This window comes from Cellulomonas sp. NPDC057328, from assembly GCF_042667215.1.
Classification (GTDB): Bacteria; Actinomycetota; Actinomycetes; order Actinomycetales; family Cellulomonadaceae; genus Cellulomonas.
This window is the reverse complement of sequence record NZ_JBHUZW010000037.1, coordinates 1-23548: the sequence shown is the minus strand read 5'-3', so window position 1 is coordinate 23548 and position 23548 is coordinate 1. Positions and strand designations below refer to the sequence as shown.

Annotated in this window: 20 protein-coding genes and 1 tRNA gene; 5 read left to right on the top strand and 16 right to left on the bottom strand. The window is 77.3% G+C overall.

All coding sequences use genetic code 11. The features are described 5' to 3' along the window. Window positions 1-190 precede the first annotated feature (190 nt). From ACFUMH_RS08970 to ACFUMH_RS08955, 4 genes are all read right to left on the bottom strand, one after another. Window positions 191-1432: an FAD-dependent oxidoreductase gene (locus tag ACFUMH_RS08970; RefSeq protein ID WP_378203601.1), complete on the bottom strand. Its 1242-nt coding sequence runs from the start codon at window positions 1430-1432 to the stop codon at window positions 191-193. Window positions 1433-1514: 82 nt separating this feature from the next. After that, window positions 1515-2600, bottom strand: coding sequence for a lytic polysaccharide monooxygenase (locus ACFUMH_RS08965; RefSeq protein WP_378203598.1), 1086 nt, complete (start codon window positions 2598-2600; stop codon window positions 1515-1517). A 246-nt stretch (window positions 2601-2846) separates the two neighbouring features. After that, window positions 2847-3929 carry an RNA methyltransferase gene (locus tag ACFUMH_RS08960; protein ID WP_378203596.1) on the bottom strand — a complete coding sequence of 361 codons (1083 nt, stop codon included), beginning with the start codon at window positions 3927-3929 and terminating at the stop codon, window positions 2847-2849. Window positions 3930-4330: 401 nt separating this feature from the next. Next, window positions 4331-4939 (bottom strand): TetR/AcrR family transcriptional regulator, encoded by a 609-nt coding sequence (locus tag ACFUMH_RS08955; protein ID WP_378203593.1) that lies wholly within the window; start codon window positions 4937-4939, stop codon window positions 4331-4333. 210 nt (window positions 4940-5149) lie between these two features. Here ACFUMH_RS08955 and ACFUMH_RS08950 point away from each other — a divergent pair, with 210 nt between their 5' ends. The 3 genes from ACFUMH_RS08950 (at window position 5150) to ACFUMH_RS08940 (ending at window position 8351) form a co-directional block, all read left to right on the top strand. Then, window positions 5150-6421: a GAF domain-containing protein gene (locus ACFUMH_RS08950; RefSeq protein WP_378203590.1), complete on the top strand. Its 1272-nt coding sequence runs from the start codon at window positions 5150-5152 to the stop codon at window positions 6419-6421. Window positions 6422-6782: 361 nt separating this feature from the next. After that, a complete protein-coding gene (locus tag ACFUMH_RS08945) occupies window positions 6783-7340 on the top strand; it encodes a DinB family protein (RefSeq protein WP_378203587.1) in 558 nt (185 codons plus the stop codon). Between the two features lie 108 nt (window positions 7341-7448). Beyond that, the gene (locus ACFUMH_RS08940) at window positions 7449-8351 is read left to right on the top strand and encodes a hypothetical protein (RefSeq protein WP_378203584.1); all 903 of its coding nucleotides are present in this window, start codon (window positions 7449-7451) and stop codon (window positions 8349-8351) included. A gap of 45 nt (window positions 8352-8396) precedes the next feature. Here ACFUMH_RS08940 and ACFUMH_RS08935 read toward each other — a convergent pair whose 3' ends face one another. Then, the gene (locus tag ACFUMH_RS08935; protein WP_378203582.1) at window positions 8397-9347 is read right to left on the bottom strand and encodes a transglutaminase N-terminal domain-containing protein; all 951 of its coding nucleotides are present in this window, start codon (window positions 9345-9347) and stop codon (window positions 8397-8399) included. After that, window positions 9344-11989: a circularly permuted type 2 ATP-grasp protein gene (locus ACFUMH_RS08930; protein WP_378203579.1), complete on the bottom strand. Its 2646-nt coding sequence runs from the start codon at window positions 11987-11989 to the stop codon at window positions 9344-9346. Before ACFUMH_RS08930 ends, ACFUMH_RS08935 begins: the two co-directional genes overlap by 4 nt. Window positions 11990-12517: 528 nt before the next feature. On the opposite strand from ACFUMH_RS08930, the gene ACFUMH_RS08925 reads away from it, so the two are divergent. Then, window positions 12518-13756, top strand: a complete 1239-nt coding sequence (locus ACFUMH_RS08925) for a YibE/F family protein (RefSeq protein WP_378203576.1) — start codon at window positions 12518-12520, stop codon at window positions 13754-13756. Between the two features lie 302 nt (window positions 13757-14058). Here the strand turns inward: ACFUMH_RS08925 and ACFUMH_RS08920 are convergent, their stop codons facing one another. From ACFUMH_RS08920 to ACFUMH_RS08885, 8 genes are all read right to left on the bottom strand, one after another. Beyond that, on the bottom strand, window positions 14059-14646 hold the full coding sequence (locus tag ACFUMH_RS08920) for a hypothetical protein (RefSeq protein ID WP_378203573.1): 588 nt from the start codon (window positions 14644-14646) through the stop codon (window positions 14059-14061). A gap of 312 nt (window positions 14647-14958) precedes the next feature. Continuing rightward, complete coding sequence (locus ACFUMH_RS08915; RefSeq protein WP_378203570.1) at window positions 14959-15630, bottom strand: hypothetical protein; 672 nt, start codon at window positions 15628-15630, stop codon at window positions 14959-14961. A gap of 388 nt (window positions 15631-16018) precedes the next feature. Further along, window positions 16019-17653, bottom strand: coding sequence for an ABC transporter permease (locus ACFUMH_RS08910; RefSeq protein ID WP_378203567.1), 1635 nt, complete (start codon window positions 17651-17653; stop codon window positions 16019-16021). After that, complete coding sequence (locus tag ACFUMH_RS08905) at window positions 17650-18537, bottom strand: ATP-binding cassette domain-containing protein (protein WP_378203564.1); 888 nt, start codon at window positions 18535-18537, stop codon at window positions 17650-17652. The genes ACFUMH_RS08910 and ACFUMH_RS08905 overlap by 4 nt, the downstream gene beginning before the upstream one ends. A 13-nt stretch (window positions 18538-18550) precedes the next feature. Next, window positions 18551-19231 (bottom strand): TetR family transcriptional regulator, encoded by a 681-nt coding sequence (locus ACFUMH_RS08900; RefSeq protein WP_378203561.1) that lies wholly within the window; start codon window positions 19229-19231, stop codon window positions 18551-18553. Between the two features lie 80 nt (window positions 19232-19311). Next, window positions 19312-19725, bottom strand: coding sequence for a hypothetical protein (locus tag ACFUMH_RS08895; protein WP_378203558.1), 414 nt, complete (start codon window positions 19723-19725; stop codon window positions 19312-19314). A 77-nt stretch (window positions 19726-19802) separates the two neighbouring features. Next, the gene (locus ACFUMH_RS08890; protein ID WP_378203555.1) at window positions 19803-20237 is read right to left on the bottom strand and encodes a ChaB family protein; all 435 of its coding nucleotides are present in this window, start codon (window positions 20235-20237) and stop codon (window positions 19803-19805) included. 182 nt (window positions 20238-20419) lie between these two features. After that, a tRNA-Gly gene (locus ACFUMH_RS08885) sits at window positions 20420-20493 on the bottom strand. A gap of 81 nt (window positions 20494-20574) precedes the next feature. On the opposite strand from ACFUMH_RS08885, the gene ACFUMH_RS08880 reads away from it, so the two are divergent. After that, window positions 20575-21174 carry a GNAT family N-acetyltransferase gene (locus ACFUMH_RS08880; RefSeq protein ID WP_378203553.1) on the top strand — a complete coding sequence of 200 codons (600 nt, stop codon included), beginning with the start codon at window positions 20575-20577 and terminating at the stop codon, window positions 21172-21174. A 139-nt stretch (window positions 21175-21313) separates the two neighbouring features. On the opposite strand, the gene ACFUMH_RS08875 is transcribed toward ACFUMH_RS08880, so the two are convergent. Both ACFUMH_RS08875 and ACFUMH_RS08870 read right to left on the bottom strand, forming a co-directional pair. Further along, entirely contained in the window at window positions 21314-22534 is a 1221-nt protein-coding gene (locus ACFUMH_RS08875; protein ID WP_378203550.1) for a GNAT family N-acetyltransferase, read from the bottom strand. Between the two features lie 55 nt (window positions 22535-22589). Then, window positions 22590-23548: aldose 1-epimerase (locus ACFUMH_RS08870; protein ID WP_378203547.1), on the bottom strand; the 959-nt coding region annotated here is incomplete at its 5' end.

Genomic DNA, 23548 nt, shown 5'->3' with positions numbered 1-23548 from the left:
CGCCGGGCCGGGAGCACCGCGGGTCGGCACCACCGTGCGGGGTGGACCCGGTCCGACGGGAGGGGCCGAACCGTTTCAGCAGCGGGAGCGGTGCCACGGGGGCCGGTGGGACGGCGCCCGACCGGCCTCCGGTCAGCTCATGGGCCCTCTGCCGCCGGTCGGCTCACTGGCTCCTTGGGCGCCGGTCGGCTCAGCGCCGCCGCGCCCACGCGGGCACGCGCTCCGGCCGGGGGCCGATGCCGACGGCGGCGGCCGGCACGGCGGTCAGCACCGGGAACCGCCGCAGCAGCCGCACGAGCGCGCGCGGCGGCGCGACGACCCGGCCGTCGAGCGCCGGCGCGATGAGCCGGGCGTGCGCGACGCGCTGCGCCGACTGGATCACGACGGTCGGCATGAGGCGCCGGCGCCGCACCCGCGCGAGCAGGCGGTCGCCCGCGGGCCCGGTGACGGCGCCGCGACGCAGGGCAGGCGCCAGCAGGCGGGCCGTCGCGACCGCGTCCTGCACCGCCAGGTTGATCCCGACGCCGCCGACCGGCGACATCGCGTGCGCCGCGTCGCCGATGCACAGCACGCCGGGCGCGTGCCAGCGCCGCAGCCGGTCGACGCGCACGTCGAGGTGCTTGACGTCGTCCATCGACGCGATGCCGTCCACGTCGTCCGCGACCTCCGGCACGAGCGCCGCGACCTCCGCCCGGAAGGCGTCGAGGCCGCGCGCCCGCAGCGTCGCGTCGGTGCCCTTGGGCCCGAGCACCGCCAGCTGCAGGTACCCCTGCCGCGGGATGGGGACGGCGACGCGGCCGGGCCGCACCCGCCCGACGAGCGACTCGCCCACGTGGCGCGTGGTCGGCACGCGCACCCACCACACGTCGAACGGCACGCGCACGGACGTCGACGGCAGGCCCACCGCGCGCCGCACCGCCGACCACCGCCCGTCGCACGCGACGACGAGGTCCGCGTGCAGGCGCCCGGGCCCGTCCGGGCCGCGGTACGCGACGCCGGTGACCCGTCCGGCGCCGTCGCGGACCACGTCCGTCACCTCGTGCCGGACGCGCAGCTCGAACGTGGGCTCGGCGGCGGCGGCGTCCGCGAGCAGGTCGAGCAGGTCCCACTGCGGGATCATCGCGATGTACGGGTGCCGCACGGGCAGGCGCGAGAGGTCCGCGACGACGACCTGGCCGGCGGCGGTGTCGACGGCGCCCTGGACGACGCGCGAGTGCGGCAGCGCGGCGACGCGGTCGCCGAGCCCCAGGTCGTCGAGCATGCCCAGCGTCGACGGGTGCACGGTGTCGCCGCGGAAGTCCCGCAGGAAGTCGGCGTGCTTCTCGAGCACGGTGACGCGCACACCGGCCCGCGCGAGCAGCAGCCCGAGCACGAGCCCGGCAGGCCCGGCCCCCACCACGACGACGCCGCCCGGACCCTCGTCCTCCGCCACGCGCACCCCTCCCACCGGTGAGACCGTCGTCGCAGGGACGTCATGCCCCCGCGACGACGGTCTCACGGCCGTGGGTCGTGCGTCAGGCCCCGGCGCACGTGGCCGTCGGGGTGCCCGGTGCGCCGGAGGCGAGGAAGCCCGCCGTCGTCGTGGCGCCCGGGGCGAGCGTGCCGTTCCAGGACGCGTTGGTCAGGGTGCCGCCGGACGCGGACGCGCTCCACGCCTGCGTCACCGTGGCGCCGGCGACCGTGGCGCGCCAGCCCGTCGTGCCGGCCGCACCGGCCGTGACCGTGAGCTCGCCCTGCCAGCCGCCCGGCCACGAGCCGACCACGCGGACCGCGGCCGTGCACGCACCCGTGCCGGCGGTCGGCGTGGGCGTCGGGACGACCGTCGGCGTGACCGTCGGCGTGGGCGTGGGCGTGGCGGTCGGCGTCGGGACGACCGTGGGCGTCGGGGTGGCGGTCGGGGTGACCGTCGGCGTGGGCGTCGGGGTGACCGTCGGCGTCGGGGCCGGGCCGCCGATGCTGATGTCGCTGCACAGGTAGTACGGCTGGTCGGAGTGGCTGGCCTGCCAGATCGTGTAGAGAATCGCGCGCCCGGAGCGGCCGGTCAGGTCGACGTCGGTGCGGTACTCGCCGGCGGGCGCGTACCGGCCGGTGACCTTGAGCAGCTGCATGTCGTCCCAGCCGGGGGCCGCCCGGGTCGGGTCGAACCCGGCCTTCGTCACGTAGACGCGCAGGTAGTCGGCGCCGTGCTTCGCCTGGTCGGTGAGGGTCAGCGTGAACCGGGACGGCACGGTCGTCGCGACCCAGGGCCCGGGCGTGTCCATGGAGTCGTAGCGGCCGTCCCCGGTGCGGCCGGCGGAGCACAGCTGCCCGTCGGGGATGAGCTCCTCGTGGCGGCCGCCGATGCCCTCGTTGTACAGGCCGTTCCAGTTCCACATCGCGTTGGTGTCGTGCTGCCACGCCTGCCAGCACATCGGGTCCTGCATGGCCATCGCCGGGTCCTGGAAGCGGGAGCCCCAGACGTCCCAGCAGCGGTAGTTGCGCGTCGGCGGGTCCGTCACCGACCCGTGCGCCGCGGCCGGCACGGCGGCGACGACGGTCGTGGCGACGACGGCCAGCGGGACGGCGAGCGCGAGGGTGCGCAGGCGGCTTCTCCAGGTCATGCGGGTCTCCCGTCGGGTCGGGACGCGCGGTGGGGGAGCCGCAGGGGCCGGCGGCGCTGCCGGTGCCCGCGGCGACGAGGGCGCGTCGGCGCCCAGGGTCGTCCCGCGGCGTGCGGGCACGGTAGGCGTGAAGCGTTTCGTCGCGTAAGCGGTTCGACGGGCCTGACGTGGGACGACGTGCCGTGGGACGACGTGCCGTGGGGTGACGTGCCGTTGGACGACGTGCCGTTGGGACGACGGCCGGCGTCAGACGCGGCGCAGCACGTGCACGCGCGGGTGGTGGCCCTTCGCGAAGACGCGCGTCGTCGAGACGGGCGTCCACAGGTCCGCCGCCTCGCGCACGACCCGTTCCATCACCTTCACCTCGTGCGTGAGGACGACGAGCCGCGCACCCGGCGCCGTGACGGCGTGCGCGACGCGGAGCAGGTCGGCGTGCAGCGCCGGGCTCGCGGCGTGCGAGCCGTGCAGCGTCCCCCACGGCGGGTCCGCGAGCACGAGGTCCGCCGCGGCCGGCCGGTCGTCGACCGCGAGCCGCTCGGCGACGACGTCCCGCACCGCGGCCACGTCGGTCGCGTCGGCACGGACGAGCGCCGCGCGCGACGCCCGCCCGAGCAGGCCGGCCGCCTCGAGGTTGGCGCGCGCCGCGTCGAGGGCCGGCTGCGCGAGGTCGACGCCCACCGCGACGGCCGCCGGGGCCGTCAGCAGCCGCTCGACCAGCAGCGTGCCCGAGCCGCACATGAGGTTGAGCACGCGGTCGTCCTCGCGCACGCCCGCGAGGCGCGTCATCGCCGCGGCGATCGTCGCGTTCGCCGCGCCCGGGAAGTCGACGACGCGCCACGTCCGCGCCGACAGCGGCCGCGGACCGACGCGCACGAGCACGTCCCACCCCGGGTCCGGCGCCTCCGCGCGGCCGCCCCCGCGGGCCCCGCCGCGCGCGCCCCCGGCCGTGGCCGCCGCGCCGGCCACGCCGCGCCGCACGCGCAGGACGAGGTCGCCGCGCTCGGCGTCGTGCCGCAGCCCCGTCGCCTCGTGCAGCAGGTCGGCGAGCCGCGCGAACGCGGCCGAGTCGCTGCCGGCCGCCTCGAACCGGAACGTCGACGAGCCGGTCACGCGCAGCGACGCGTACACGGCGTCGACGACGCGCTGCAGGTGCTGCGGCCCCGCGATCGACGCCGGCCGCGGCACGTCGAGGTGCACGACCACCCACGCCGCCACCGCGGTCCGCAGCCGCGCCACGGGCGCGAGCGGGCCCGGCAGGCGCACCGCGACGGCGTCGTCGCGCCCCGGCACGTCGTGCAGGTCACGCGCGTCCGGGAGCAGGTCCGCCACCTCGGCCGCGACGACGTCGCGCAGGCCCGGCAGGAACGTCAGCTCGACGGCGGTGGCGTCGGGGCGCCGCGCGACGGACCGCGTGGTCGTGACCCGCTCGGGACGCCCCGTCCCGCGCTGCGGCCGACCGGCGCCGCGCTCGGGGCGACCGCTCGCGCGCTCGGGCCGACCGGTCCCGCCGCGGTCGGGCCGCCCGGTGCCCGCACGCTCCGGGCGTCCCGCAGCGCCGCGCTCAGGACCACCAGCGCCGCCGCGCCCGGATCCACCCGCGCTGCCGCGCCCGGATCCACCCGCGCTGCCGCGCCCGGATCCACCCGCGCTGCCGCGCCCGGATCCACCCGCGCTGCCGCGCCCGGGCCGGCCCGTGCCGTGCCCGTGCGGCCGTCCGCCGCGGGCCGCGCTCAGGCCGGCACCGGCACGACGGCACCGACCGCGCGCAGGACGAACGCCTCGGTCTGCCCGACCGCGCGCTCGCGGTCGGGCCCGTCGACGTCGGGGAGGTTGCGGCCGGAGAGGCACGCGTTGACGAGGGGCACCGTGGTGTCGAGGTCCTGCGCGGGGAAGGCGCCGGACGCGATGCCGGCGGCGAGGATGCGGCGCAGGATCTGCTCGACGACGCCCACGTGCTCGCGCACGCGCGCCTGGGCGCCGCGGGACAGCACGGACCGCAGCTCGGGGCCGGGGGCGACGTGGAAGACCCGGGTGAGCGAGGCCTGCGCGCGGACGTAGGCGCGCAGCTGCTCGACGGGGTCGTCGATGTCGTCGAGGGACGCCTGCAGGCCGGCGGCGTACTGCTCGGTCTCGTGCGTGATGAACCCGAGCAGGAGCGCCTCCTTGTCGGGGAAGTGGTTGTACACCGCCGTGCGCCCGACGCCCGCGGCGGCGGCGATGTCGGCGAGGGTGATGCCGTCGAACCCGCGCTCGGCCATGAGCGTGGACAGGGCGGTGAACAGACGCAGGCGGGTCTGCTCGCGGTGCTCGTGGAGCGATCCGCCGATGATCTTGGGCATGCTGACAGTCTCGCACAGCGCGTCAGGAAAAGCCGCCACGCCGGGCGATCTGCAGAAACACGTGTGATGTCCCTCACGTCCTTGTCGTCGCATTCGCGTACGATGCGTGGCGCGACACCCGCACCGTCCCGCCCGACGTCACCCCTCGTCCGCCACCCCCTCACCCCCCGGCGGTCGACGTCGGGTCCGCGCCACCACGGAAGTCATCGCATGAGCCGACACGTCCGGATCCCCTCCGGCGGCGCCGACCGGTCTGCGGAACCCGCCACCGGCGGGTCCGAGCCGGGCGCGGCCGGGCGCGTCCGCGCGGCCCACGAGCGGTTCGTCGCGGGCGGTGAGCCGGAGGGCGGCGTGCGGCCGGTCGTCGCGGAGTCCTGGCAGCGCAGCCGCCGCATCGGCGTGGACCCCGAGCTGCCGACGCCGCCCGTCGACCTCTCCGACCCCGAGCTCGACCGCCTGCGGGCCGCGCACCCCATCTCGGGCGCCGTGCCCGTCGTGCGGCGCCTGCTCGTGGAGCCCGCGTCCGGCTGGGTCGCGGCGCTCAGCGACGAGACGGGCCGGCTGCTGTGGGTCGAGGGCGACCCGGCGCTGCGCCGCCCGCTCGACCGCGTCGGCTTCGTCGAGGGCGCCGCGTGGCGCGAGGACGCGGCCGGCACCAACGCCCTCGGCACCGCCCTCGCCACCCGGCGGCCGCTGCAGGTGCTGAGCACGGAGCACTGGGCACGCGTGGTGCACCCGTGGAACTGCGCGGCCGCGCCCGTGCACGACCCGTCGGGGCGCGTGGTCGGCGTGCTCGACGTCACCGGGCGCGACGAGGCGGCCTCCTGGATGGCGCTCGCGCTCGTGAAGGCGACCGTCGCCGCGGTCGAGGCCACCCTCGCGTCGACGGCGACGCAGCCGCCCACGACCCGGCTCGAGGTGCTCGGCACGCACGGCGGCACGCTGCACACCCCGCAGGGGCGCCGCCGGCTCACGTGCCGGCACGCGGAGATCCTCCTGCTGCTCGCCGAGCACCCCGGCGGCCTGACGGGCGACGAGCTCACCGTGCTGCTGTCGGAGGCCGAGCTCTCCGAGGTCACCGTGCGCGCCGAGATCAGCCGCCTGCGCCGCCTGGTGGGGCCGCTGCTCTCGGAGTCGCGCCCCTACCGGCTCACCGCGCCGCTGCACACCGACGTCGACCACGTGCGCGACGCGCTCGCCGTCGAGGACGTCCGCGGCGCGTTCACCGCCTACGCCGGGCCGCTGCTGCCGCGCTCCACCGCGCCGGGCGTCGAGCGCATCCGGGAGTCGCTCGTCGGGTGGCTGCGGGCCGCCGTGCTCGCCTCGCGGGACGTCGACCTCGTGGGCCGCTGGACGGCGAGCGACGAGGGCGCCGACGACTGGGAGGCGTGGCAGACGCTCGCCCAGGTCGCGCCGATCGGGTCGGCCGCGCACCTGCGCGCGCACACGCGGCTCGCCCAGCTGGACCGCACGCTCCGCTGAGCGGCACGGGCGCCGACGACCCCCACGGCGCCCTCCGGCGCGGCGTGCGACGCGCGCCGGAAAACGTACACATGGGGGCATACGCCGTGCAACGGTCGTGCAACGGTCGCTTGGCTACCGTTCCGCGCAGCGGCACCACCCGCGTCGACCTGAGGGGGTTCGGCGCACCCGGTGCCCGGTCGGGCGGCGCGCGGGAGGGGGCGTGCCGCCCGACCTCTTCCTGCCCGCCGGTGCTCATGCCGGCCGATCCCCGTGCCGCGCCCGCCGCGAGCGCCCGCGGCGCCCGTCGGCACCGCCCGTCGTCCACAGCCGGCGCCGGGCCCGTGACAGCACCCCCGGCGCGGGCGCTACCGTGACGCGCGTGGACACGCCTCCGTCACCCGCGCAGACCTCCGAGCCGCCCGCGATCACCCCGGACGACAAGGACTGGACGTGGGTCGTCGAGCGTCGCTGCCCCGAGTGCGGGTTCGCGGCCTCCGACGTCCCGCCCGAGGCCGTGGGGGGCACGGTGCGCGACCTCGTCCCGCGCTGGGTCGCCGCGCTGCACCGCGACGACGCGCAGGAGCGGCCCGCGCCGACGACGTGGTCCACCCTCGAGTACGGCGCCCACGTGCGCGACGTCATGCGGATCTTCGGCGACCGCGTGCAGCTCATGCTCGACGAGGACGACCCGCTGTTCGCCAACTGGGACCAGGACGCCACGGCGCTCGAGGACCGGTACGACCTGCAGGACCCGCAGGTCGTCGCCGGCGAGCTCGCGGCGGCGGCGGAGACGACGGCGGACCGGTTCGACGCGGTGGCCGACGACGCGTGGGAGCGGCCCGGCCGGCGCAGCAACGGCTCGCGGTTCACGGTCCGCACGCTCGGCCAGTACTTCCTGCACGACGTCGTCCACCACCTGCACGACGTCCGCGCCTGACCGTCCGCCGGACGCGTCCGGCGCCGCGCACGGCGCGTCGTCGGCGCGTCGGCCGAACCGTGTCCGGACGGAAACACCCGCGTAGCGCGGGGTCGCTACCGTCCGCGCATGACCACGACGGTCCCGTCGGCGCTCGACGGCCAGCACGTCCTCGCCCTGCCCGCGGGGACAGACGCGCTGGCGCTCGTGCGCACGTGGTTCCCGGACGCCCGCTGGGCGCGCGAACCCGCCCGGTCGGCACCGGCGGCGCGGCCGACGGGGGCACGGTTCCGCGGCGTCGTCGTGGAGCCGGTGGCGACGGAGGGCGTCCTGGCGGTCGCCGACGGCGTCGAGGTCACGGGGCCGCACCCGCTGGACGCGGCGTCGGCGCGCGCGCTCGGCCTGCCGGCGCAGGACGCGGACCTGTACGGGCTGCCGGTGACCACGCCCGCGGGGGCCGCGGTCAGCCCGGCGCTCGTCGCCGGCTGGGCCACGGCCGCGGCGCGCCGCACGGGAGGCGGCATCCTGCCGGCGGACCGCCGCCAGGTCGTCGTCCCGGACCCGGCGTCGGCGCTCGACCTCACCCTGTGGTCGGCGGTGCCGCTCGCGGCGCAGGACGCCGTGCCGCTCGTGCGCCCCGCGCTGTCGGGCAGCCGGCTCGGGCCGACGGAGACGCCCGCGCAGGGCGGCGGGCCCGGCGGGTTCTCCCTCACCGCGACGTACGAGTACGACGGCGCCGTGGTGGTGCGGCTGTCCCGCTCCGACGAGGTGCCCGTCGTCCTGTCGACGCTCGACTGGCGCGAGCACGGCCCCTGGGGCTACCACGTGACGTGGCGGCCGCCGGACCCGGCCGAGCTCGAGGTCGAGCACCCGTCGCAGGTGCACCTGGTCGCGCGGCAGCGCGTCATCCCGGGCATCGCGCGCGTCACCGCGACGCTGTGGCGCGCGGCGGGCGGGACGGTCGTGGACGCGGGCGGGTTCGTCGTCACCGCCGCCGAGCTGGACGACCGGACGCGCGCGGCCGTCCGCTGAGCGGGCCGGCGGTGCACGTGCACCCGCGCCCGCACCCGCACCGGCTCAGACGAACGGCTCCGACCCCGCCGGCACCAGGTCGACCTCGACGCGCGGCGACGCCCCGCCGCCCTCGGTGAAGATGACCCCGCGCAGCGGCGGCACGTCGTGGTAGTCGCGGCCCCAGCCGAGCACGACGTACCGGTCGTCGACGAGCTGGTCGTTGGTCGGGTCGGCGTCGAGCCAGCCGTGCCCCGGCACCCACACCGACACCCACGCGTGCGACGCGTCGGCGCCGCGCAGCTTCGGCCGGCCGGGCCGCGGGCGCGTCTCGATGTACCCGGACGCGTACCGGGCGGGCAGCCCGTGCAGCCGCAGCGCCGCGATCATCAGGTGCGCGAAGTCCTGGCAGACGCCGGCGCCCTGCGCGAGCAGCTGCGCCTGCGTGGTGTGCACGGTCGTGGAGCCCGACCGGTACGTGATCTCCGACCGGATGCGGTGCACGAGCTCGAGGACGACGTCGGCGAGGGGCCGGTCCTCGGCGAAGGACGGTGCCGCCCACGCGCGGACCTCGTCGACGAAGGTCACGTGCGCCGACGGCAGCACCGCCTCCCGCAGCGCGACGAGCCCGGTGGTGTCGGTGTGCAGGGCGCCGAGGTCGCCCGCGGTGACCGCCCGCGCGACCGAGCGCCACCGCACGTCCGGCAGGTCCGCACGCGCCGGCGCGACGCGGCTGACCTCGAGCGTCGAGCGGGACGTCACGACGAGCCGCGTGTGCGGGGTCGTCACGCCGAACCACGTCGTCGTGCTGCCGAACCAGTCGACGTGCGTGTGCGTGTCCGCCGGCTCGGGGTCGACGGTCAGGGACGTGGTCACGAGGCGCTGGTCGGGCAGGTCGCGCGGGGTCATGGTCGTGCGCCCGTAGGAGTCGGTGACGGGCTGCGGGTACTCGTACGTCGTGCGGTGGACGAGGTCGTACGTGCGGCCGGCGGGCGCGCCGGGGTCGGTGGCCGTCACGCGTCCTCCTCGCCGTCGTGCTCGTTGGTGGCGCCCCACAGGTCGTCGAGGGGACGGCTCGCGGCGGGGCGCGTGAAGTGCACGCGCTGGATCTCGTCCGACGCGGCCCGCAGGCGCCACAGCATCGAGTCGAGCGCCTCGGCGAGCCGCACGCGCCGGCCGTCCTCCGAGACCACCGCCCCGACCGCGACCGTGTCGAGCTCCGCGACGAGCTCGCCGACGCCGTGCAGCAGGTGGTCGCGCTGCCCGGCGGACCGCCACGGCGCCGGCACCGCCTCGAGGTCGGCGAGCAGCCGGTCGAGCTGGAACGCGAGCGAGCGCGGGTTCGTCCGGTCGTGCACGAGCAGGTCGAGCACGCTCGCGACGCTCGGCGCCGACTGGTGGCGGCGGCGGTACGTGATCGCCGACTCGGTGGCCAGCAGGACGGACTCCAGCAGCAGGTCCTCGACGTCGGCCGAGCGGCGCACGACCAGCGTGGCGGCGAGCGTGTCGACGAGGTGCTGCGCGCGCTCGATGCGCCGGCCCGCGTCGAGCAGGTGCCAGCCGACGTCCCGCGTGAGCCCCTCCGCCGCGACCCCGGACAGCGCGAGCAGCCCGTGCAGGACGCGGTCGAGCGTGGGACGCAGGCCGGCGGTGACGGCCGCCGCGCGGTCCTCGGCGGGCGCGGCGCCGAGGGGGCCGTCGGGGCGAGGACGGTGCCGTCCGCGCTCGTCGCGCAGGGCGCGCTCGACGCGGGCGAGCGGGCCGAACGTGTCGGTGGAGAGCTGGTCGCGGACCGACGCCGCCGCGCCGGCGAGGCGGTGCACGGCGCGCGCGACGCTGCCCGGGGTCGCGCGGTCGAGCAGCAGGTCGCGCAGCACGGGCACGCGCGGGCCGATGTGCTCGTCGTCGGGGGCGGGCGCCGCGGTGCCCGTCGTCTCGCCGCCGTCGGGCAGCGCCGCAGGAGTCAGGGCCTGCAGCAGCACCGCGAGCGCACGCCCGCCCGCCGAGCCCGGGCTGCGGTGGTAGTCGTCCCACCGGTCGGCGACGGCGCGGAGCACGCGCGCCTCGCCCTCCGCGCGCTCGGCGTACCGGCCCATCCAGTAGAGGTTCTCCGCGGTGCGCGGCGAGATACCGGCACCCACGGCGCGGCCCACTGCGGCGACGGCGTCCTCGCGCACGGCCACGTCGGGCGGCGTCGTCGGCTGGCTCGCGAGCACCCACACGTCCTTGGCGGACGCGCCGCGGGCCGACGAGACGACGTGCGCGTCCGCGACCCGCGCGAGCCCGCCGGACATGACGGTGTACGTGCCCGCGTGCGCCACCGCGTAGGTGCGCAGGACGGCGGCGCGCGGCCCGAGGTCGGCGGGGCCGACGCCGGCGGCGTCCGGCCGGTCGGAGCCGACGCCGGTGACGTCGTGCCGGTCGACGGTCGGGCCGACGGGCGTCTGCCCGACCCACAGCCACGGCTCGGCCTGGATGCGCGCCGCGAGCGCCTCCCGCTCCGCGGCCGACAGCGTCCACCCCAGCACCGTGGTGACGTCCGCGCCCTGCACGGTCGGCTTGAGCACGAGCCGGTCCAGGTGCGCGACGACGTGCCGCAGCGACCGCTCCTCGCCGCACCACCACGTCGGGGCGGACGGCAGCGCGAGGTCCTGGTCGAGCACCGCGCGCGCGAGCCGCGGCAGGTACGTGAGGAACGCCGGGCTCTCCAGCACCGACGCGCCGAGCGGGTTCACCACGCTGACGGTCCCGCCGCGCACCGCCCGCACGAGGCCGGGGACGCCGAGCCGCGAGCCCGCGCGCAGGTCCAGCGGGTCGCACCAGTCGGCGTCGACGCGCCGCAGGACCACGTCCACCGGCTCGAGGCCGTCGATGCCCTCGAGGTGCACGCGCCCGTCGCGCACCAGCAGGTCGCGCCCCTCGACCAGCGGCAGCCCCAGCATCGACGCCAGGTACGCCTGGTCGAACGCCGTCTCGCTGCCCGGCCCGGGCGTCAGCAGGACGACGCGCGGGTCGTCCGACGCGGTCGGCGGCGCGACGTCCCGCAGCGCGTGCCGCAGCGCGTGGAAGAACGGCCCGAGCCGCGCGATCGGCGCCTGCCGGTACACGCCCGCGAGCACCTGGGCCGTGACGCGGCGGTCCTCCATCGCGTACCCAGCGCCGGACGGGGCCTGCGTGCGGTCCGCGACGGCGCACCACCCGCCCGTCGCGTCCCGGACCAGGTCCGTCGCGGTGAGCACCAGCTCGCGGCCGCCGGGCGTGCGCAGGCCGTCGACCGCCCGCAGGAACCCCGGGTGCGCGAGGACGGCCGTCGCGGGGAGCAGCCGGTCGTCGAGCAGGCGGCGCGGTCCGTACAGGTCGTGCAGCACCGCGTCGAGCAGCTCCGCGCGCTGCACCAGCGCCGCGTCGAGCCGCGCCCACTCCGTCTCGTCGACCACCACCGGCAGCGGGTCGAGCCGCCACTGCCCGTGCCCGTCGGGCCGGTCCGCGCCGTACGTCACGCCGTGCTCGGCGAGGATCTGGTCCGCCTGCCGGCGGGCGCGCGCGAGGTCGTCCGGGCCGGGCGCGTCCACGGGGTCGGGCAGCCACGTCCAGTCCGGCCGGTGCGCGATCGCCGGCCCGTCGCCCACCAGGCGCGGCGACGAGAGCAGGTCGGTCACCGGGGCAGTCTGTCGCACGCGGCCCGCGACCGTCGCCCGCGCCGCCCCTCCCGGGACGCCCGCCGCCCGATCCACCCGGATCGTCCCGCCCGCTCCACCCGGATCCTCCCGCCCGCCCCGCCGTCCGTCCGCGCCCCCCACCCGTCGGTGCGCACCGACCCGCCCGCCGAGTCCCCCACCCGCCCGCCCACCCCACCGGTCCACCCACCCACCCGCCGAGTTCGCCGGTTGCGTGCCGAGGTCGCCGGTCGGAACGGGCGACCTGGCCGCCGGGCAGGCGAGCTCGGCGACAGGAGGACGGCCCGGCGCGTCCGCGTCGAGATCGTCAGGTGGGCGCCGACCTCGTCACGGAGGTGTGACGTGGTGGGCGCCGGTGCGACGAGGTCGGCGGGAGCGGCGGCAGAGGCGCCGCCAGGACGCGTCCAGGCGGGTCAGCTGGTCCGGTGTCTGGTGCGGGACGACGTGCGCGGTGGGCGGTTCCCGGCGCGTCCGCCACCGCCCGTGCCGCCGACCGGCCCATGCTGGGGCGTGCACGTCCACGCCCCGAACCCGTCCGCCGCCGGTGCGCCGGCCGCCGCGCGCACGGAGCCGCGCGCCCGTGCCGTCCTCGCCGTGCTGCTGCTCGCGTCGCTCGCCGCCGCGCTCGCGGGCGCCTGGTGGCTCTGGCCCGACGCCGACGCGGTCCCGCCGCGCATCGACACCGCCGGCCCCGGCGTGACCTACGTGCGCGCCGACGTGGTGGACGTGCACCCCGACGCGACCGGGATGGACCAGGCGACGGTCCGGCTCGCCGACGGCGAGGAGGTCGACGCGCACGTGCCGCCCGAGTACGTGCCGGAGCTCGCCGCGGGGGACACGCTGCGCGTCGCCCGCATGGAGGTCCCCGAGACGGCGCTCGACCCGCTCGGCGACCCCGAGCTGATGACGACGTCGTACGTGTTCGTCGACTTCGTGCGCGGGCCGCCGATCGCGCTGCTCGCGGGGGTGTTCGCGGTGCTGGTCGTCCTGGTGGCGCGCTGGCGGGGCCTGGCGGCGCTCGTCGGCGTGGTGGTGAGCCTCGGGATCGTGGGCGTGTTCACGCTCCCGGCGCTGCTGCAGGGACGCCCGGCGGTGCCCGTCGCGCTCGTGACCAGCGTCGTCATCATGTTCGCCGTGCTGTACCTGGCGCACGGGGTGTCGGTGCGGACGTCGACGGCGCTGCTGGGCACGCTCGTCGGCCTGCTCGCGACGTGCGGGATCGCCGCCTGGGCCGGCGGCGCGGCGCACCTGACGGGCCTGTCGGGGGAGTACGCGCTCGACCTGCTGTCCGCCGCGCCCGAGGTGCGGCTGCGCGCGGTCCTGGTCTGCGGGATGGTCCTCGCCGGGCTGGGCGTGCTCAACGACGTGACGATCACGCAGGCGTCGGCGGTGTGGGAGCTGCACGCGGCCCGCCCGGGAGCGTCCGCGCGGGAGCTGTTCGGGCAGGGCATGCGCATCGGGCGCGACCACATCGCGTCGACCGTCTACACGATCGTCTTCGCGTACGTCGGCGCGGCGCTGCCGCTCGTGCTGCTGGTCAGCCTCGCCGACCGGTCCTTCCTGGAGCTGCTGACCGCGGGCGAGATCGCCGAGGAGGTGGTCCGCACGCTCGTCGGCTCGATCGGCCTGGTGCTCGCGATCCCGGCGACGACGGCGCTCGCCGCCCTCCTCGTGCGCGTCAGCGCGCGGGGGACGGCGGACGCCCCCACACCGGCACCGGCCGACGCAGCGGCGTCCGCACCGGCCTGAGCAGGCGGCCCGGCGGTCGCCGCCGACCTCGCCGGGCCGGCCGACCCAGCCGTCGTGCAGCACACCGCGCCGGTGCTGCTACACGACGACCGGCTCGCCGCCGGGACGACCCGAGTTCCCCGGTCGGCCGTGGTCGCCAAGGTCGACCGGCCGGCCGTCCGTCGACCAGACCGTCGTGCAGCATGCGGGGGCGCCGGTGCTGCACGACGGCCGGGTGGACGCCGACGGCGCGGCGGGCGGCGACGGCCGGCGTCGGTCCGTCGTGACGACCTCGGCGTCGGTCCGTCGTGGCCGGGCCGGCGTCAGTCCGTCGTGACGACCAGCGCGTCGTAGCCGCCGAGCGCCGGGAGGAGCTCGATCCGCAGGTCCGACGGGTCGGCGACGGCGAAGCCGAGGTCGAAGCTCGCCGTGCCGCCCGGGTCGAGCGTGACGTACGGGCCGGCGGTGTCGATCTCGCGTGCCGGGTCCCACACCGGCGTCGCGGTGACGCCGCCGGACTCGGCCGTCGCCGACAGCGTGCTCGGCGTGTACGGCTGCCGCGTGCCGTTGGTGACCTGCACGCGCACGCGTACGGGCACGCCCTCCTCGACGCCCTCCGCCTCGCCGGACGGCTCGAACTGCTGCGGCGCCTTGACGGTGAGGAACAGGCCGTCGGCGTACTCGAACGGCTTGCCGAACCGGACGGTCGACCCCGCCTGGGTGGCCGTGCCGGTGGGCGTCCCCGACTCGCCGGCGGACGCGGTCGACGCGCACGCCGACGCGAGCGCGAGCACGGCGGCGACCGCGGTGGCGACGACGACGGTGCGTCCCCGGCGGGTGCGGGTCGCGCGGTGGGGGACGGGGGCGGGGGACCCGCCGCCGGTGGGGCGTGCGGTGCGGTGCTGGGTCACTCGGACTCCTCGGGCGTGGCCGCTGGGACGCGGGTGGTCCGGGGAGAAAGGCCGTCCTTTATCCGGCCCCCGCCGGTCGGGTGGGAATGTAGCAGCGCCTTTCGGCGGCGCGTCCTGCCCGTCCGTCGTCCGGCTGCCGAGGTCCGTACCGGCCGCCGCGCGCGCGTGCGTCGTGGCAGGTCGGGGCCGTGCGCGCTAGCGGCGACCGGGTGATCCGTGGTCGCTGAGAAGGACAGGAATGCCCTCGCGCGCCGCGTCCGGACATCTGCCGGAAACAATGCCGGACGCGACGCGCAGCGGTGGAGATCTTCGTCACAGGCTGCCGATGACCAGCGCCTCGTACCCGTAGAGCGCGGGCACGAGCGTCAGCCGGAGCCGCTCAGGGTCCGCCGCCTCGAAGCCGACCCGGAACTGCACGGTCCCGCCCGGCGGCACCGCGAACGCCGGACCGGAGAGCTCGACGCCCTGGTCCGGGTCCCACACCGGCGCGGCCGGCGCGCCGTCGACGGCGGCGGTGGCCTCCACCGTGCTCGCGCGGTAGGACTCGTCGGTGCCGTTGGTGACGGTGACCTCCACGAGCGCGGCGGCGGCGCCCGTGCCGCCGCTCGCGGTGCGGGACGGCGTGAACGGCACGGGTGCGCCGACCTCGACCGTGAGCCCGTCGGCGTAGGTGAAGGGGACGCCGTACGTCGTCGGGGCGGCCGGGAGGGCGTCGGGCACGGTGCGGTCGGCGGCCGAGCCCGCGGCGCTGCTGCCCGTCGGCGCCAGGGCCGACCGCGCGGCCAGCCCGACGACGACGGCCACGACGACGAGCGCGACCGCCGTCCACGTCCGCAGCCGCCCCGCGGCCGGGCGTCGGTCGCGCTCGCGGGCCGGCGGGGGGACGGGGTCGGGTGCGACGGCGGTGGCGCCGCGGAGACCGAGGCCGGCGGCGGGGACGGTGGGTGGGAGCGCTCCCTCGAAGCGGGGGCGGTCTGCGGTCACGGTGTGTCTCCCTGGTCGGCGGGCGCTGGCCGACCCCGGGAGGGGCCCGGCGGGGTCGGCTGCGAGCGCCGCGGCGTGCCGGTGCACGAGCCGCGACGGCGCGGGTCGACGCGCGCACCCGCGCCGGCGGACCGGGACGTGGGGCGACGTCGGCGACGACCGTAGCCAGCGCGGTCAGCGCCTAAACGCTTATGACGTGGGGGTTCACACCGACTTCTCACGCGTAGTCGTACGGGCTGTGACTACGCCGCGCCGACCGGTGCGTGGCGGGCCGGCGCGGGATCCGGCCGGCTGCAGGAACCGGTCCTCGACGACCCGCCCCGGACGTCGTCCCACGACGTCACGGTGGGACGGCGGCACCCCCGTGCGCACCCTGGCGGCGGCAGCCTCAGACCGTCAGGTCCCGGCGCCGGAACGCCGCCAGCGCCAGGCCGGCGAGCGCGGCCGCGGCGACCGTCAGCGCCGTGAACGGGCCGAGGGCGAACGCGTCGGCCGGCAGTGCCGGCAGCAGCGCGAACGGCAGGGCGTCGAGCAGCGCGGCGGGCACGTCGAGCAGGCCGCCGTACAGGCCGAGCACGATCGACGCCACGAGCGGCAGCCACACCGCCCAGGTCGGTGCGCGGACGGCGTGCACGAGCGCCGCCAGCGCGGCGAAGAGGGCGACGACCGGCAGCTGCCCGATCGCGGCGAGTGCCAGCTCACCGACGAGCGCGGGGTCGTCCGTGACGGTGAGCGCCCCGGCGCCGAGCGCCGCGCCGCTGACCGCCAGCAGCACCGCCGCCCCGACGAGGGCCACCGTGAGGGAGGCGGCCGTCCACGCCGACCGGCTCACCGCCGCGGCGAGCACGGCCGCGGTCTGCCCGCGCGCCTCGGCGCGTCCCATCCGCAGCACGGTCACGACGGCGAACACGGTGACCGCCATCGCGAAGAAGCCGACGAACGCCGAGAGCATCCCGAGCAGCACGTCGTCCCCGGTCGCCCCGAACGCGGCCGCGAGCTCCGGGTCGTCGGCGAAGCTGTCGACGACGCCCTGGACGAGCGACCCCGTCAGCGCGGCCATCACGGCGAGGCCGACCGCCCAGGCCACGACCGCGGTCCGCTCGAGCCGCGCCACGAGCCCGAGCGGCGTGCTGAGCAAGGGACCCGCGGTCGCGCGCCCGCGGCGCTCGGGCAGGAGCCCGGCGCCGACGTCACGCCCCCGGGCGAGGGTCCACGCGACCACGACGAGGGCCGCCGCGAGCAGCACGCACAGCACCAGCGGCCACCAGCGCAGGTCCACGTACGCACGGGTCTGCTGCGCCCAGCCGATGGGTGACGCCCACGACAGCGCGCTGTCCCCGCCCTGCCGCGCGTCGCCGACGCCCCGCACGACGAACGCGAGGCCGACCGCCGCGCCGGCGATCCCGTTCGCGCCACGGCCCGTCGTCGCGAGCTGGGCCGCCACGGCGGCGAGGGCGGCGAACACGAGACCGACCGCACCCACGCCGGCGGCGACCGCAGCGGAGCCGTCGAGCGGCAGGCCGGCGGACAGCAGCGCGGCGAGCAGCGCCGCGGCGACGACGAGGTTCGCGACGAGCGCCGTCGCCAGCGCCGCGGTCAGCGGTGCACGCCGGCCGACCGCGCCCGCGAGCACGAGGTCGACGCGCCCCGCCTCCTCCTCGGCGCGCGTGTGCCGCACCACGAGGAACGACGACATCAGCGCCGCCGCGACGGCCAGCATGCCGAGCAGCTCGTTCGCGACCATCGCGCCGAGCGTGTAGTCGTCCAGCCCGTACCCGGGGCCGGCCAGCAGGGCGCCGGACGGCTCGCGCATGATCGCGGCGCGCGTCTGGCGCGCGGCGGCGTCCGGGTACACGGCGGGCAGCGCGGCCGCGAAGTACGCGACGAGGCCGCCGAGCGCGACGGCCCACACGGCGAGGCGCACCCGCTCGCGCCGCAGCGCGACGCGCAGGAGCGTGCCCGTGCCGGCCCACGGGCCGCCGGTCGTGGCGGTGGCCGGCGGGGCGAGCGTCGCGGCGGTCACCGGGCCACCCCGCCGTACTGCTGCACGAACAGCTCCTCGAGGGACGGCGGCGTCGCGACGAGCCCGCGCGCACCGGCGCCGGCCAGGTGCGCGAGCAGCGCAGGCAGGGCGTCGTCGTCGACGGCCAGGTGCACGCGGTCGCCCTCGCGGCGCACGTCGTGCACGCCCGGGACGCGGGCCAGGTCGTCGACCGGGGTCCCGACGACGGCCGTCACGGCGGTGCGGTGCAGCGCGCGCAGCTCCGCGAGCGACCCGGTCAGCACGGTGCGGCCGTCGCGGATGATGGTGACGCGCTCGCACAGCCGCTCCACCTCCGCGAGCACGTGGCTCGAGAGCAGCACGGTGCGGCCGTCGGCGACCGCCTCGGCGACGCACTCCTGGAAGACGAGCTCCATCAGCGGGTCGAGGCCCGACGTGGGCTCGTCGAGGACGAGCAGCTCGGCGTCGCCGGCGAGCGCCGCGACGAGCGCGACCTTCTGCCGGTTGCCCTTGGAGTACGTGCGGGCCTTGCGCGTCGGGTCCAGGGCGAACCGCTCGAGCAGCTCGTCGCGGCGGCGGGTGCCGGCCCGGCCGTGCAGGCGCAGCAGCAGGTCGATGCACTCGCCGCCGGTGAGCTGGGGCCAGAGGGTGACGTCGCCGGGCACGTAGGCGGTGCGGCGGTGCAGCGCGACGGCGTCCGCCCACGGGTCCGCGTCCAGGACGCGCGCCGTGCCGGAGTCGGCGCGGACGAGCCCGAGCAGGACGCGGAGGGTGGTGGACTTGCCGGCGCCGTTGGGGCCGAGGAACCCGTGCACCTCGCCGGCCTCGACGGTCAGGTCGAGGTGGTCGAGGGCCCGCACGGGGCCGAAGGACTTGGTCAGGTCGCGCACGTCGACGACGGGCATGGGTCGGCTTCTCTCAGGAGGTGGGACGGGGGTCGGTGGCGGGGGCGCCGACCGGCGGGTCCGTCACGTACATGAGGTAGGCGTCGAGCATCCGGCGCTCGGTCATGAGGCCGTCGGTGTAGAGCTCGAGGGCGGGCAGCGCGATCGCGTCCATGTGCGCGCGCAGGCGTGGGCCGAGGTCCGCGGGGTCGTCGACGGGCTCGAGGGTGAGCGCCACGAGGAGGCCGCCGATCGCCTGCTGCGTGAGGAACCGGGCGCGGGCGGCCTCGTCGCGGCTGGGGCGGACGGTGCCCGCCGCGACGCCCGCGCGCAGGTACTCCTCGGCGTCCGCGACGAACGCCGCGTAGAACGTCCGCGCCAGCTCCCCGCCGTGCTGGACGCTGCGCAGGACGTAGGCGACGAGCGGCGCGTACGTCTCGACCTGCGCGAGCTCGACGAGCAGGTGGTCGGGCCCCGACGGGCCGACGGCGTCCTCCTTGTGCGCGGCGATTGTGGCGAGCACGTGCGCGTCGCACTCCGCGCGCAGGCGGTCCTTGGAGCCGAAGTGGTGCAGCACCAGGGGCGCGCTGACGCCGGCGTCCTGCGCGATGGTCCGCAGGCTCACCCCGAACCCGTCCCGGCCGAACCGCGCGATCGCGGCGTCGCGGATGCGTGCGCGGGCCGTGAGGTCGTCGGACGGGGTTGCTGACCGCATGGTCAGCACACTAACCGAGTGTTCAGCCCGTGCGCCAGGGGGGCGTGCCGCGCGGTCGGGCACGTGCCGGCCGGGGGCTGTCAGGGCTCGACGTCGTCCGCGCCCTCGTCCCCCGAGCGGAGGGCCATCCGCTCGCCGACCGCCGTCTCGACGCTCTCCAGCAGCAGGTACACGCAGGCACCGACGAAGGGCGCCAGCGCCCACACCGACGCGTGCGTCACCCACTCCGCCAGCAGCCACGCAACGGCGAGCCCGCCGAGGACCGACAGCAGGTTCAGGCTCGTGCCGATCGCCGTGACCCGCGTGTCGTGCTGCGGCATCGGACGACGGAACCCGCGGGACAGCACCGCCTCCAGCGCCGTGAACGACATCACCGCACCCGTCGCGAACCAGAACACCCGCGCGACGTCCGGCGCACCCTCGGTCGTCTGGAGCAGCCCGAACGTCGCCGTCACGAGGATCGAGAAGCCGAACGTCGTGCTCTCGCGGCCCACGGTGCTGCGCATACCGCGGCCCAGCGCGCCCGACGCGCGGGCCGTCACCGGGCCCGCGCGCCGCGACGACGACGACATCAGTCCGACGACTCGCGGGCCTTGCGGGTCCGGCGGTCGTTCTCCTTGCCGATCGCCTCGACCAGCTCGTCCTTGGTCATGCGCGACCGGCCGCTGACGTCGAGCTCCGAGGCCACCTCGTACAGGTGCTTCTTGCTGGCGTTCGCGTCGACGCCGCCCGCGGTGGGGGCATCGCCGTCCGGGCCGCCGCCCTCGGCGCGCGCGTCCGACGGCCCGTTCTCCTCCTTCGGCTCCCAGTGGTCGCCGACCTTCTCGTGCGTGTGCTTGACGGCCGCGAACGCCGCCCGCGCGGCGCGCTGCTCCTCGCCGTCGTACGTCTCCATCGCCGAGTCGTACGTCTTCGCGAACGTCCGCTGCGCCTTCTCGTCGGAGCGGCGCAGCGTCGACGGGATCTCGCTCTGCTTCGCGTCGCCCTTGCGCGTCGTCTTCGGCATGGTCGCCTCCTGGGGTCGCACCGTCCGTGGGTCGCACCGTCCCGACGATCGTCGCGCCGGCGCGGGCGGGCCGCACGCCGACGAGGTGCGTCCGGCCCGGCGTCTCGTGTGGCCGCGGGGCGCACCCGGGCGCGGACGCAGGAAGGCCAGGTCGGACGTCGTCCGGACCTGGCCCTCGAAGCTGGAGCGGGTGACGGGAATCGAACCCGCGCTACGACCTTGGGAAGGTCGAGTTCTACCATTGAACTACACCCGCACGACGCCCCACGGGGGCGCTGCGCCGTCGATCCTACCCAATCAGCGGCGCCCGTCGCGACGCGCGTGGCAGGCTCGCCCCGTGCCCGCCGTCCTGCGCCCGTACCACCCGTCCGACCAGCCCGGCCTGTACCGCGTCTGCCTCGCCACGGGCGACGCCGGTCGGGACGCCACGAGCCTGTACCGCGACCCCGACCTGCTCGGGCACGTGTACGCCGGGCCATACCCGACGGCGGACGCGGGGCTGACGTGGGTGGTCACCGACGAGGGCGGTGTCGCCGGGTACGTCGTCGCGACCGCCGACACGGACCGGTTCGACGACTGGCTCGCGGCGCACTGGTGGCCGGGCCTGCGCGAGCGGTACCCGCGCCGCGCCGACCCGGGCGACGGCACGCGCGACCACGTGCTGGTCGGCATCGTCCACGACAGCCCACGCATCGACGTGCCCGCCGGCTTCCCCGCGCACCTGCACATCGACCTGCTGCCGCACGTGCAGGGGAAGGGCTGGGGACGGCGCCTCGTCGCGACGCTGTCCGACGCCCTGCGCGAGCGCGGCGTGCCCGGCCTGCACCTGGGCGTGTCCGCGCAGAACACGGGCGCGGTCGCGTTCTACGAGCGGATCGGCCTGCGCGTGCACGAGTCGTACGACTGGGGGCACCGGATGGTGCTGCCGCTGGGTTGAGCGGCGGTGCCTGCGCCGCAGCGCGATGGCAACCGTCATCGACAGACGCCGACGTCCGCGAGGCGTCCGCCGCGGGGTGTCGCACGCACCGTCATCACGGGTGTCGTGACGGCTCGCCGGGCCTTCCGTCCGGCCGGGCTCACAGCCCCGTGCGCTGCCAGGCCGCCTCCACGCCCGCCTGCCGGAACCCCAGCGCGACGTTGATGGCGAGCATGTGGTCGTTCTCCTGCGCGTTCCACGTGTGGATGCGCCGCGCGGCCGGCCGCCACGCCGTGAACGCCTCGAGGTTGACGCCCTTGACGAGCATCCCCAGCCGGTGGCCGCGGTGCTCGCGCAGCACCAGCGTGTCCTCCTGGAACGCGAACGACACCTCCGGGACCGGCACCTGCAGCCACGTGAACGCCGCGAGCCGACCGGTGGGCACGTGCTCCGCAGCAGTCAGCAGCACGTGCTGCCGCCGCTGCGCCATCCGGTCGAGGAGCGTGCGGACGCGGTCCGCGTCCCAGCGGTCCTCCTCGAGTGCCAGCCCGCCGAGCGGCACGTCGGTGCTCATGCGGGTCCACAGCTCGGCGAGGTCGTCGAGGCGGTCCTCGGGCAGCTCGTCGCGCCACGTGTGCGTGCGGTAGTCCGCGCCGGTGTGAGCGCGCGCGTCGGCGAGCAGGGCCGCGCGGTCGCTCGCGGTCGGCAGGTCGCCGGCCGCGCCGGGCGCCGCGTCGTCCTGCAGCTCGAGCACCGAGTAGCGCTCGACCTGCTCGAGCACGTAGCCGCGGGCGAGCGCGAACCGGACCGCGGGCGCGTCGGCCGGGACGCGTCCCGTGCCCGTCGCCGCGGTGAGGGCGCCCGGGCCGGGCTCGGGCTCGGGGCGCACGCCCGACCACGCGAGGGTGGTGGTCCGGCCGGCGGCGCGCACGTGCTCCTCGGCGGCGGCGAGCAGCGCCGTCCCGACGCCGCGCCCGCGGTGGTCGGGATGCACGGCGACCTCGACCTGGGCCGTGTGCGTGTTGGCCGTCAGGGGCAGCAGGGCGCTCGCGTAGCCGACGACGTCGCCCGCGGCCGGGGCGGTGCCGGCCGTGCCGCCGCCGGTGCCGTCCTCCGTGCTGCCGCCCGCGACGGCGACCCACACCGCGACGTCGCGGTACGGGTTCGCCCGCAGCGTGCCGAGCAGCACGGCCGTGGGCGCGTGCAGGTCGTCCCAGCCCCAGCGGTCGAGCTCGACGCGCCGGCCGACCTCGGCGATGCCCGCGTACGCCCACGCGTCCGGGGCGTCGGTGGAGCCGGGGACGGGCGGCGCGGGGGCGACGCGCCAGGACCGCGCGGAGTCGGTGGGCCCGGTGACGGCGGCGGTGCCGGTGGTGCTCATGCCGCCAGCGTGGCGCGGCCGTGGACGCCCGGACGAGCTCTTTTCGGCCGTGCGCTCAGACGTGGGCGGTGATCGTGAACGTGCCCGTGCGCTCCTCGCCGGGCTCGAGCTCGAACACGCCCGTGCCCGGCACGCCCTGGGCGTGCAGCGTGAAGCCGTCGTTGACGTTGGTGGCGGGCTCGACCGCGAAGTAGCAGCGCCGCCGGGGCGCGTAGAGCACGAGGTGCTGGTACGCCTCGTCCATCGCGACGTCGACGGTCACGCCGTCCTCGACGTAGTCCAGGCGCACGGGCGCGCCCGGCTCCAGGCCGGTGAGGACGTCGTCGACGAACGCCGTGCCGAGCGGGCGGGGCGTGCGGTAGTCGGCGCGCGCCGGTGGGGGCCCCGCCGGGCCCGTCGCCATGGCCGCGGACAGCCGGTAGCCGCGCGCGGCGGGCACGTGCACGACCGGTCCCGGGGTCAGCGGGTACTCCGACGGCGGCGCCCCCACCGGCAGCAGCGCGCGCCGCAGGTACGGGTGGTGGCCGAACCCGGCGGGGAACGGCTCGTCGTCGACGTTGCGCACGGTCGTCGTCACCGTGAGCGTCGACGCGTGCAGCGCGTACGTCACCGATGCGACGAACCGCCACGGGAAGTTGACGCCCACGAGCGGCGACGAGTCGAGCCGCAGCGTCACCGCACCGTCGGTGCGTCCGACGACGTCCCACACGGCGTGCCGCGCGGCGCCGTGGATGGCGGTGCCGTCCGCCGCGTTGCGCTGCAGCTGCCACGTGCGGCCGCGGAACGGCAGCACGCCCGCACGGATGCGGTTCGACCACGGCACCATCGGGAAGCTCGCGGTCTTCTCGGGGTCGCCGAGGTGCACGCGTCTGGTCGGGCGCAGCAGGTCGCGCCAGACCCCGTCCGCCGTCCGGATGCGCCCGGCCGCGAGGCACGCGCCCGTCGCCGGCAGCACGTCCAGCTGCCAGGCGTCGCTGCGCACCGTGAGGACCCGCGGGTCCGGCGGTGCGAGCG

What these genes read in the sequence shown, in the direction of transcription:
- ACFUMH_RS08965 (WP_378203598.1), bottom strand. Translation starts at nt 2,600, where the DNA reads ATGACCTGGAGAAGCCGCCTGCGCACCCTCGCGCTCGCCGTCCCGCTG.
- ACFUMH_RS08955 (WP_378203593.1), bottom strand. Translation starts at nt 4,939, where the DNA reads ATGCCCAAGATCATCGGCGGATCGCTCCACGAGCACCGCGAGCAGACC.
- ACFUMH_RS08950 (WP_378203590.1), top strand. Translation starts at nt 5,150, where the DNA reads ATGAGCCGACACGTCCGGATCCCCTCCGGCGGCGCCGACCGGTCTGCG.
- ACFUMH_RS08940 (WP_378203584.1), top strand. Translation starts at nt 7,449, where the DNA reads ATGACCACGACGGTCCCGTCGGCGCTCGACGGCCAGCACGTCCTCGCC.
- ACFUMH_RS08905 (WP_378203564.1), bottom strand. Translation starts at nt 18,537, where the DNA reads ATGCCCGTCGTCGACGTGCGCGACCTGACCAAGTCCTTCGGCCCCGTG.
- ACFUMH_RS08900 (WP_378203561.1), bottom strand. Translation starts at nt 19,231, where the DNA reads ATGCGGTCAGCAACCCCGTCCGACGACCTCACGGCCCGCGCACGCATC.
- ACFUMH_RS08890 (WP_378203555.1), bottom strand. Translation starts at nt 20,237, where the DNA reads ATGCCGAAGACGACGCGCAAGGGCGACGCGAAGCAGAGCGAGATCCCG.
- ACFUMH_RS08875 (WP_378203550.1), bottom strand. Translation starts at nt 22,534, where the DNA reads ATGAGCACCACCGGCACCGCCGCCGTCACCGGGCCCACCGACTCCGCG.